The organism is Mesorhizobium intechi, from assembly GCF_002879535.1.
Classification (GTDB): domain Bacteria; phylum Pseudomonadota; class Alphaproteobacteria; order Rhizobiales; family Rhizobiaceae; genus Mesorhizobium; species Mesorhizobium intechi.
Genome location: NZ_PNOT02000362.1, coordinates 1 through 9,755, shown reverse-complemented (window position 1 = coordinate 9,755; position 9,755 = coordinate 1). Strand labels below are relative to the sequence as shown.

General features: G+C 64.2%; 9 protein-coding genes. 3 read left to right on the top strand and 6 right to left on the bottom strand.

Annotated features, from left to right (window positions below; translation table 11 throughout):
• Positions 1-85 precede the first annotated feature (85 nt).
• A complete protein-coding gene (locus tag C1D09_RS33975) occupies positions 86-343 on the top strand; it encodes a hypothetical protein (RefSeq protein WP_246135940.1) in 258 nt (85 codons plus the stop codon).
• Positions 344-354: 11 nt separating this feature from the next.
• Positions 355-1,743, top strand: a complete 1,389-nt coding sequence (locus tag C1D09_RS30460; protein ID WP_246135939.1) for a class I SAM-dependent methyltransferase — start codon at positions 355-357, stop codon at positions 1,741-1,743.
• Here C1D09_RS30460 and C1D09_RS30455 read toward each other — a convergent pair.
• The 5 genes from C1D09_RS30455 to C1D09_RS30435 form a co-directional block, all read right to left on the bottom strand.
• Complete coding sequence (locus C1D09_RS30455; RefSeq protein WP_246135938.1) at positions 1,729-2,712, bottom strand: class I SAM-dependent methyltransferase; 984 nt, start codon at positions 2,710-2,712, stop codon at positions 1,729-1,731. The genes C1D09_RS30460 and C1D09_RS30455 overlap by 15 nt on opposite strands.
• Positions 2,713-2,849: 137 nt before the next feature.
• Positions 2,850-3,608, bottom strand: a complete 759-nt coding sequence (locus C1D09_RS30450; protein WP_246135937.1) for an SDR family NAD(P)-dependent oxidoreductase — start codon at positions 3,606-3,608, stop codon at positions 2,850-2,852.
• Positions 3,608-5,170 carry a sugar ABC transporter ATP-binding protein gene (locus C1D09_RS30445; RefSeq protein ID WP_143977656.1) on the bottom strand — a complete coding sequence of 521 codons (1,563 nt, stop codon included), beginning with the start codon at positions 5,168-5,170 and terminating at the stop codon, positions 3,608-3,610. Before C1D09_RS30445 ends, C1D09_RS30450 begins: the two co-directional genes overlap by 1 nt.
• Before the next feature lie 55 nt (positions 5,171-5,225).
• Complete coding sequence (locus tag C1D09_RS30440) at positions 5,226-6,200, bottom strand: sugar ABC transporter substrate-binding protein (RefSeq protein WP_143977655.1); 975 nt, start codon at positions 6,198-6,200, stop codon at positions 5,226-5,228.
• A 54-nt stretch (positions 6,201-6,254) separates the two neighbouring features.
• Positions 6,255-7,265, bottom strand: coding sequence for an ABC transporter permease (locus C1D09_RS30435; RefSeq protein WP_143977654.1), 1,011 nt, complete (start codon positions 7,263-7,265; stop codon positions 6,255-6,257).
• Between the two features lie 245 nt (positions 7,266-7,510).
• Here C1D09_RS30435 and C1D09_RS30430 point away from each other — a divergent pair, with 245 nt between their 5' ends.
• Positions 7,511-8,542, top strand: a complete 1,032-nt coding sequence (locus C1D09_RS30430; RefSeq protein ID WP_246135936.1) for a substrate-binding domain-containing protein — start codon at positions 7,511-7,513, stop codon at positions 8,540-8,542.
• 4 nt (positions 8,543-8,546) lie between these two features.
• Here the strand turns inward: C1D09_RS30430 and C1D09_RS30425 are convergent, their stop codons facing one another.
• Positions 8,547-9,728, bottom strand: coding sequence for a mandelate racemase/muconate lactonizing enzyme family protein (locus tag C1D09_RS30425; RefSeq protein WP_143977652.1), 1,182 nt, complete (start codon positions 9,726-9,728; stop codon positions 8,547-8,549).
• Between the last annotated feature and the right edge of the window lie 27 nt (positions 9,729-9,755).

Here is a 9,755-nt window from a genome sequence, read left to right as displayed (position 1 = left end):
CCCCAGCCCCGACAGATAACACTTCAGTCGAAGCTGTGAAATGGTTTACTCATGCCATGCAACGCTCGGTGCGAGGGGCACGAACTTGGACTTCCGAAAGACTATCCGGACTGCAGTCGGCAAGAATGGACGCGGCATCGAGATTGGCGCTTCATACTCGCCGATATTGCCCAAGGCCGAAGGGTACAAGACGCTCGTTGTCGATCATGCCGACGCCGACGGATTGCGCTCGAAATACGCTGCGATCGGTGTCGACGTTTCACGGCTTGAAACGGTAGACGCCATCGACGATGGGGGTGAATTCAGACAACTCGACCTGACGGCGAGGGCTTCGACTTCATAGTGGCCAGTCACGTGTTCGAGCATCTCACGGACCCGGTCCATTTCCTCCAGCGCTGCGAACGGGCACTCAAGCCGGGTGGGCGGGTTTATCTCCTGATCCCGGACCGTCGATACACCTTCGATTACCTGCGCCCCAGCTGTACCGCGGGCCATCTGTTGGCCGCCTACATGGCAGGGCAGAAAAGGCATGGCACGGCGGCCATGTTCGATCACCATGCATCGCATGGAACGCGTGGAGGCGTGCAGGTCTGGATGGAAGGGTTCAAGGGAGAGTATGCGTTCGCCGGAACGCCTCAAGCAGGTTACGCGATGGCAACCAGGCAGGGAGACGACTATGTCGACTGTCACGCCTGGGTCTTCACGCCATCCAGCTTTCGCCTGGCCATGGCGGATTTGCACGCGGCAGGAGTCCTGGGACTTCGTGAGGAGCAATTTTACCCGACTGTAGGGTGCGAGTTCTTTGCGGTGATGTCCGCCAAACCGGCGATGCATGGCCCCGACAGACTGGCCCTGGCGCTCGGCGCGATCGACGAAGCCGGGCCTGAACACATCGCTGAGGCCGTTGTCGATCCTCCCGTGTACGTCGGATCAGCGCCCTCGGCCCAAAATGCGATTGATGCATTCAAGGGCCAATGGGTCACCGCGTTCCCGGCAACGCAAGGCTTGCAGGCCGGCACTTCCCATTTGCACGAGGACCCACGCATACTTTGGCTCGCGGAGAAACTGGATGGCTGGCTCAACGGGAAGCAAGTCCTCGAACTAGGTCCCTTGGAGGCGGCGCACACCGCGACTTTGTTGTCCCAGGGCGCAGGGTCGGTCCTGGCCATCGAGGCCAATCGCGATGCCTTTCTTCGTTGTCTGGTCGCGAAGGAAATACTTGGCTTGCGCGACGCGGCCTTCCGCCTCGGCAATTTTGTTCCGTTCCTGGAGAGCGAAACAAAGCATTGGCCGCTGATCGTTGCCAGCGGTGTCCTCTATCATATGACGGACCCGCTGCACGTGCTGGACTTGTTGGCGGACCGGACAGATTGTCTGTTTTTGTGGACTCACGTCGCCGACGACAATGCGATGCCGACCGGCGACAGGCGGCGCGCGGCGCTTGGAGCGCCAGAGCTACGCGACTGGCACGGCAGAACTGTGACGCTTTATCCGCGCCCCTACGGACCGCTTGGCGCATCGACATTTTGCGGAGGCATGGACCCGGTACCGCGCTGGATACATCGCGACGATCTGCTGTGGGGTCTGGCCAAACTGGGGTTCGACGATCTGGCGATCGCACATGAGACCCCGGACAACGAGCATGGTCCGTCTCTGTCGATCCTGGCGAGGCGCAGCCCCAAGGCTACACGTAAGAAACCACGGCCCCTGACAACCGCAAGAAAAGGTCTAAAAAGGATATAGATCGTCGGCAACGTCGGAAAGCGAAACCGGCCAATCCAATTTTGTTTCACCGGTCTTGCGAAACAGGACGGCCGACATCAGCGCGCCGGTGTGCACCTCGCCAAAATGCGTCGATATGTTGTGCACCCGGGCTACGATGTATGCGCGCACACCATCGATGGCTTCGATGATTTCAAACCCGGTCGATCTGTTGAGCAGGGCCTTCCAGGAGTGACTCGAGAACCGAAAATAGTCGCACGGCTCTTCGTGCAGAGCCCATGTCTGTGGCGCCAGGATAATCCCCAGAGCGCCTGTCTTGAGAACGCGGTTCATCTCGATCGCGGCCTTCCAGGGCATCAGGAGGTGCTCGAACACGGCGAATGACATGACAGCGTCATAGGTATTGCGAGGCAGAAAGCGGCTCGCCTCGTGAGCGTCTCCAACGATGTCGACGTTCTCGCCGTCCAGAATATCGAAACCGGTGTAGACCCAGCCCGGCGGCAGGCTGTTGCGCCACATTGCACCAGTCCGGTTGCGCGAACCGATCTCCAGCAAATGCCCGCCGGAACGTGACCGCAACTCGGCAAAGAACCTGTCTACCAGGGGCAGTATCGGATCGTGTGGATCTGCCGCCGCGAGCGGGCGCACGTCCTTCGACCCGTCCGCAAATCTTATTTCGAGTTTCACATCCAGCATCTGAGCGTTGTCCAGCCCTGTGAAGACCCGCTCATCGAAACGGCACGAGGCCGCGAGCCGCCCGTAGAGACGACTCAGATCCGCACTGGGAAGGCCGGTTTGCGACAGCACGACTGTGCGGCCATCCGGCAGAAGCAAGGCGAGCCCAACGACAGGGGATTTTGCGGAAAAAGCGAATCCTGAAACGTGGATCACGCCGTGGAAACACGAACTGCGATCGACGATGCAAACAAGCTCGCTACCGATGGCAGGGGCGGTCAAATGCAATGTCGGACCAGCAATGGTCGAGTCCATGTTCATGGTGGCCTGCCCCCCAAACGCTACAGCCTTGGCTGCGGAATTCCGCACCCCGCAGGGTAGCGCCCGTGCGCGGCAAATTGAAGGGCCAGGACAATCGGATCCTCAGTTAACCAGCCGATTGCGCCTGAGCCCTAGAGAAGCCGCGCCAGCAGGCCGCCATCGACTTGCATTGCGCTGCCCGTGACGAAGGATGCGGCATCGGAAATCAGAAAGCCGATGGCGCTGGCGATCTCCGAGGGATTGGCGATGCGGGCGATCCGGTTGGGCTCGAAGGACAGGCCCAGCGCATCGGCGCCGCCGGCCGCTTCCAGCCCGTCCAGGGTCATCCGGGTGGCGACCGAGCCGACCAGCACGGCGTTGACGCGGATGCGGTCAACGGCATAGTCGAGCGCCATCTGCCGCGACAGGCCGACGACCGCTGCCTTCGTCGCGGCATAGGCGGGCACGCCGGGAACCGTGGCATCGGCGTGCACGGACGCGATGTTGACGATCGAGCCGCCGCCCGCCGCGCGCAGCAGCGGCAAGGTCGCGCGGCAGACGCGGAAAATGGCGGTCAGGTTGACGGCGATGGTTTTTTCCCACTCCGCGTCGGAAACGTCTTCAAGCCGCTTGCCGGTGGGGTAGATGCCGGCGCAGTTGACGATCGCGTCGAGCCCGCCAAGCCGTTCGGTGGCTGCCGTCACCGCCGACTGAACCTCTTCTTCACGCGTGAGATCGCACTCGCGGAAGATCAACTGGCCTTCGCCATAGCGGCCGGCAAGGGCCTTGCCCTCTTCGCCGTCCAGTCCGGCGCCGAGAACCCTGGCGCCCTCGTCGGCGAGGTATTCCGCGGTCGCCCGGCCAATGCCGGTGGCGGCCCCCGTGACAAAAACGCGTTTGCCGGCGAACATCATGCTGAGGCCGGTGAAGCGATGGCGTGGCGTTCCGCCTGTGCCGCGGTCACCGAGCGTAGCACGCGATCCTCGCCGCCCTCGCCACGGCCAAATTCGTCGACGATGCGCCCGTCGGCGACCACGAGGCAGCGATCGCAAAGGCCAATCAACTCTTCCAATTCGGAAGCGACGATCAGCAAGCCTACGCCTTTCTCGGCGAGTTCGACCACGAGCCGGTAGATTTCATGCCGGGTCGCCGCGTCGACGCCCTTGGTCGGCTCGTCGAGCAGCAGCACGTTCGGTGCCCGCATCAGCACACGGGCGAACAGCAGCTTCTGCTGGTTGCCGCCCGACAGATGGGTGACCGAAGCCTGCGGCGAGGACGCCTTGACGTTGAGCGCGCGCATGGCGGTAAGGATGGAGCTTCGCTCCAGTGCGCCGCGCACCATGCCGTGCCGCGACAGAGGCGCGAGATTGCCGATGGTGATGTTGGCGCCGACCGGCAGGTTGAACAGCAGGCCGTCGCGTTTGCGATCCTCGGTCAGCAGCGCAATGCCGGCCGCACGGGCATCCCTGGGAGACTTGATCGATACCGTCTGGCCGGCGACGCGGACTTCGCCCTCGGCCGCGACACGGCCATAGATGCCGTGCAGGATCTCGCTGCGGCCGGAGCCCAGCAGCCCGGCCAGCCCGACGATCTCGCCCGCCGCCACGCACAGATTGATATCCCTGGCGCCATGGACCGCGCCGCTGTGGCCGGCGACCGTGAGATGGCGAACCTCCAGCGCCGTCGGCGCGCCGACAGGTGCCGCGTGTCCGGGAAACAGCCGCTGCAGCCTTTGACCCGACATCGAGAAGATGAAGGTCTCGGCGTCGAAATTCTCGCGCGCGATCCGTACCGCCACCTGCCCGTCGCGCAGCACCGTGGCGCGGTCGCAGATGGCGAGCACCTCGGGTAGGCGGTGGGTGATGTAGATCATCGCCACGCCTTGCGCCTTGAGGCGGCGCAGGACGGCGAACAGCGCATCGACCTCGGTACCGGAGAGCGAGGCGGTCGGCTCGTCCAGCATCAGCACGCGGGGCTTCATCACGATGGCGCGCGCAATCATCACCAGGTGACGCTGCGCCGAGGTCAGCGATGCGACATAGGCCCTGGGGTTGATGTCGATGCCGAGGTCGGCGAAGATCTCGCCGGCCCGCTGCTCGAGCTTGCGCTGATGGACCATCATGCCGGTGCCCAGCCCGGTGCGGCCGGCAAAAACATTCTCGGCGACCGACAGTTGTTCGAGCACCTCGATTTCCTGCGGCACGTAACCGACGCCGTTCGATCGCGCATCGGCCGGCGAAGCGAAGCTGATGGGCCGGCCGTCGAGCTGGATCGTGCCGGTGTAGGAACCGGCCGGATGCACGCCGTTGAGGATCTTGACCAACGTCGACTTTCCGGCGCCGTTCTGGCCGAGCAAGGCGTGGATCTCGCCGGCCACGACATCGAAATCGACGCCGCGCAGCGCCTGCACGCCGCCGAAATTCTTGGCGACGGCGGTGGCCGAAAACAGCGGCGCTTGGGTGGTGATGGACAAGACGCATCCCTTCGGAAAGCGCCGGGCCTGCAAGGCGCGGGCCCGGCGGCGGGTGTTACTGGCCGGCGCTGTCCAGCATCTTGTAATAGGGCTCGAGATCAGCCGCGGTGATCACCTTTGCCGGCAGCGGATTGCTGTAGGGAACGGTCTTGCCCTGGGCGAGATCACCGAGCAGTTCGGCGACCTTGGCGCTCTCTTCATAGAGCGGCTGCGCGACGATGCCGTAGGCGGCGCCGGCTTTCACCAGATCGAGATTCTGCCTGATATAGTCCATGCCGACGATGACGACGTCGCGTCCGGCCTTGCGGGCGGCGCCCGACCAGGTCTGGATGCTGTTGCCGGTAGTGCCGAAGGCGGCTGTCACATCGGGATTGCCCTGCAGGATCGCCACCGCTTTTGCCTCGGCCGCCGATGGTTCAAAGCCTTCCATCTGAGTGTCGAGCACCTTGATGCCGGGATATTTCGCCGCGATGGTCTTGCGGAAGGCATCCGACATGGCGTTTTCGGTGTCGTTGGAAGCGCCCTGCGTCAATGCCACGGTGCCCTTGCCGCCGAGCTTGTCGCCGATCGCGATCGCGGCATTGGTTCCCGCTTCGGCGATGTTCTCGCCCGTCGCCGCTTTCAGGCCGTTGACGGTGCCTTCGGGCGGCAGGACGTGCCAGGTGACGATCGGAAAGCCCTCCTTGGCCAGCTTGGAGATGTAGGAATAGATGGCCGGGTCGGGACCGTAGACCCCGATCGCGTCGTATTTTGTGCGGGCAAGCGCAGCCTCGGCAAGCGGCAAGGTCGCCGGAATATCCCAGTTGGTGGCGCTCGGGTCGCCGACCACCTCGCAGGTGTAGCCGAGTTCCTTGCACTTGTTGAGGAAGCCCGCCTGCATCAGCCGGTGCACCGGGTGATCCTTCATCGCCTGCACCCAGAGCAGGTGAATGTCCGCCGCCCGGGCCAGGCTCGCCGAGCCGAGCGAGGTGGCGAGTGCCGCCGCCACCAATGCGGCTCGGATCAGCTGCGTTTTCAAATGGGTTTTCATGCCTTACCTCCCTTGGTTCGCCGGCATTTTTGCCGGCGCAGTATCCGCGGCATCTCAGGCGCCGGCGATGAAGTAGCGGCGGCGCACTATGTCGAGGCCGACAGCCATGACCATGATCACACCGACCGCGATCTGCTGCCAGTTGGAGTTGACGCCAATGACGACGAGGCCGCTCTGCACCACCTTCAGCATCAGGATGCCGACGACGCCGCCGGCCACCGTGCCGGCGCCGCCGAACAGGCTGACGCCGCCGACCACGACACCGGCGATGACGGTCAGTTCCCAGCCGCTCCCGATCGACGTGCCGCCGCTGCCGAGATCGGCCATGACGAACATGCCGGCGATCGCCGACAGCGCGCCGACGGTGATGAAGGCGCCGATCTTGTAGGCGCTGGTGTTGACGCCGACGAGATGCGCCACTTCCTTGTTGCCGCCCGTCGCATACATGTTGCGCCCGAGCACGGTGCGCCGCAGCACGAAGTCGGCAAAGAGGGCGGCGACGATGAAAAAGGCAAAGCTCCAGCCGAGGCCGAAGGCGAGATCGGTTCCGCCAATGGTGTTGATCGCCTCGGGCAGCGGATAGACCGGATAGCCACCCGTCACCACCTGTATCAGGCCCTGCCCGATGAACAGCATGCCGAGCGTCTGGATGAAGGCCGGGATGCCGAGCCTGACGACGATCAGGCCGTTCAGGAGGCCGATCAGCGCCCCGACGCCGATGCCGCCGAGAATGCCGAAGCTCACCGGCAGGGCGGCCGCGGTCATCAGCTTGGCGGCGACCACGGCGGAGAGACCGGCCACCGAGCCGACGGACAGGTCGAACTCGCCGGCGACCAGCAGAATGGTCTGGCCGATGGCGATGATGCCGACAAAGGAGACGACGTTGAGAATGGCGCGGATGTTGCGCTCCGACAGGAAGGCCGGCTCGAGCAGCCAGAAGAAGGCGATCAGCAAAGCCATGGCCGCCAGCACGCCGACCTCGCCGACGGCAATCAAGCCGATCAGTCGCCGCCGGAACGATCGCGCGTCCCTGGGCGGCGCACTCACCTCAGCCGCGCTGTTCATCCCGACCTCCCCGGCAGTGACCGTTGCCGGCCCTTGCGGCCGGCCCTATGCGCCCGCGCCGAACAGGGCGCGCTCCTCTCGCCTATTAAGATTATAATATTATAATTTGTCAACGATGAAATCTCCCGCCGGTGCATAGCCGGGTCCATCGCTGGAAAGCACTCGCGGCAACCGCTATGAATGGACGCTTCGGCGTGATCCGCGGGACATCGCCTTGGCGGATAGCGCTTTCTTGGAGCATGGTGATGGTCGACAAGCCGCCGGCGGGCGAGAAGAAGCCGCAACGCCTCGGCGTCCGCGAGATCGCCAAGCGGGTCGGCGTGGCGCCGATGACGGTGTCGCGCGCGCTGTCCAATCCCGACATGGTCTCGCCGGAAACCCGCGCCAAGGTACTGGAGGCGATCGAACAGGCCGGCTTCGTGCCCAACCGGTTGGCGTCCAGCATGCGCGGCAATGGCCGCATGATCGGCACGGTGGTGCCGCCGCTGATCAATTCGGGCATTGCCGAACAGGTGCAAGGCATGTCCGACGAATGCCATGAAAGCGGCTATTCGATGCTCCTGGTGCAAGGCGAGTTCACGCAGGAGGCCGAGGAGAGCTCGATTCGCAACCTGCTCGGCTGGCGTCCGGTCGGCATGATCCTGCAGAGCTTCGTGCAAAGCGAGACGGCGCGTGCCTTGCTGAAGAGCAGCGGCGCCCCGGTGGTCGAAATTTCCGAAATCAAGGGCCGCAAGCCGATCGACATGGTCGTCGGCGTCTCCAACTTCGAGACCGCCTATGCCATGACCATGCATCTGGCGGCCAAGGGCTACAAGCGCATCGGCTTCGTCTCGACGCCGATCCACGGCAATGACCGCCTGCGGCAGCGCCGCACCGGCTATCACGCCGCGCTGACGGAGCTCGGCATCAAGAACCATGCCGACATGGAGGTCGAGGTGCCGATCACCGCTCAGGGTGGCGCCGAGGCGCTGGTGACGCTGACCTCCCGCCACAAGGATATCGATGCCATCTTCTTTTCCAGCGACACGCTCGCGGTCGGCGCAGTGCAGGAATGCCACCGCCGGCGCTGGGCCGTGCCGGGCAGGATCGCCATCGCCGGATATGGCGACATGGATCTCGCCGCGCAGCTCTATCCGCCGCTGACCACGGTGAAGGTCAACCGCTACGAGATGGGCCGCCGTGCGGTGCGGCAATTGCTGGCAAGGCTCGGCGGCGACACCAAGGTGCCGACCATCACCAGCCTCGGCTTCGAGATCGTCGATCGCGAAAGCGCATGACGGCCTAGAGGCCACGCGGCCCCGTCCCTTCCCGCCGCCCGAGGCGCTTTTCCCAGCCCTGCGCATGAACATTGAGATAGGCGTTGGGATCATAGGGGTGGTTCTTGATCGCCTCGATGTTGAGATCGATGCCGAGCCCTGGCGCGTCGGGCAGCGACAGATGGCCATTGTCCGGATCGACGGTCGGGTGCCAGGTCACCAGATCGCGCGTCCACGGGTCGTTGAAAGCGTCGAAGTGCTCCTGGATGAGGAAGTTCGGCACCGCGGCCGCCAGCTGCAGGCACACCGCTGTCGCCACCGGCCCACCGCTCTGGTGGGGGGCAATGTGGCTGCCATGGGCGAGCGCGAGGCTGGCCACCTGCATGGACGGCGCAATGCCGCCGAGCGACATCGGCTCGGGCTGGAAGATGTTGACGCCCCCACCCGCGGCCAGTGTGTAGAACTGCCCGACCGTGTCGTACATTTCGCCGGTCGCCACCGGGATCGGTGAGCGATGTGCCACTTCGTGCACCGTCTCCTGCCGGTCGCGCGAGGTCGGCTCCTCCCACCAGAAGATGTCGAGATCGGCGAATTTCTGCGCTGCCTGGAGGGCGGCGATCTCGGTGAAGCGCGCATGCACGTCGATCAGGATCAGCGTATCGCGAGGCAGTTCATCACGCAATTTTCGGCAGATCGCGTAGGAAAGCTCCAGTTCCTCGCGCGAGATAAAACCTTGCGCGGTGCCGAACGGGTCGAGCTTGAACGCCCTGAAACCCTTGGCCAGCACCGCCTTGGCGGCTTCGAGGAAAGCCTCTGGCGTGCGCTCGGTGCGGTACCAGCCATTGGCGTAGCCGAGCACGCTGTCGCGCACCTGGCCACCGAGCAACTGGTGGATCGGCACGCCGAGGCTCTTGCCCACAATGTCCCAGCAAGCGACCTCGATTGCCGCGATCACCGTGCGATGGATGTGGCCGCCGTCGAGCGAGACGCTGTCCAGCATGCGCTTGGCCAGCGCGTTGATGCGACGCGGGTCCTGGCCGACAGCGAGATGCTTGAGCTCGTGCACCCCGGCTTCGGTGGTCTTGATGAAGCCGTTCAGCGTGCCTTCGCCAATCCCATGAATGCCCTTGTCGGTATGGACTTTGACGAACAGCCAGTTCTTCCAGCCGGCGCCGACGGCAAAGGTCTCGATTTCGGTGATCTTCATGCGGTGGTCCTAGGCCAGGGCTGTGAT

Bases quoted from the DNA above. Each gene is read 5' to 3' on its own strand.
- C1D09_RS30455 (WP_246135938.1), bottom strand. From the start codon at position 2,712: ATGGACTCGACCATTGCTGGTCCGACATTGCATTTGACCGCCCCTGCC.
- C1D09_RS30440 (WP_143977655.1), bottom strand. From the start codon at position 6,200: ATGAAAACCCATTTGAAAACGCAGCTGATCCGAGCCGCATTGGTGGCG.
- C1D09_RS30430 (WP_246135936.1), top strand. From the start codon at position 7,511: ATGGTCGACAAGCCGCCGGCGGGCGAGAAGAAGCCGCAACGCCTCGGC.
- C1D09_RS30425 (WP_143977652.1), bottom strand. From the start codon at position 9,728: ATGAAGATCACCGAAATCGAGACCTTTGCCGTCGGCGCCGGCTGGAAG.
- C1D09_RS30450 (WP_246135937.1), bottom strand. From the start codon at position 3,608: ATGTTCGCCGGCAAACGCGTTTTTGTCACGGGGGCCGCCACCGGCATT.
- C1D09_RS30435 (WP_143977654.1), bottom strand. From the start codon at position 7,265: ATGAACAGCGCGGCTGAGGTGAGTGCGCCGCCCAGGGACGCGCGATCG.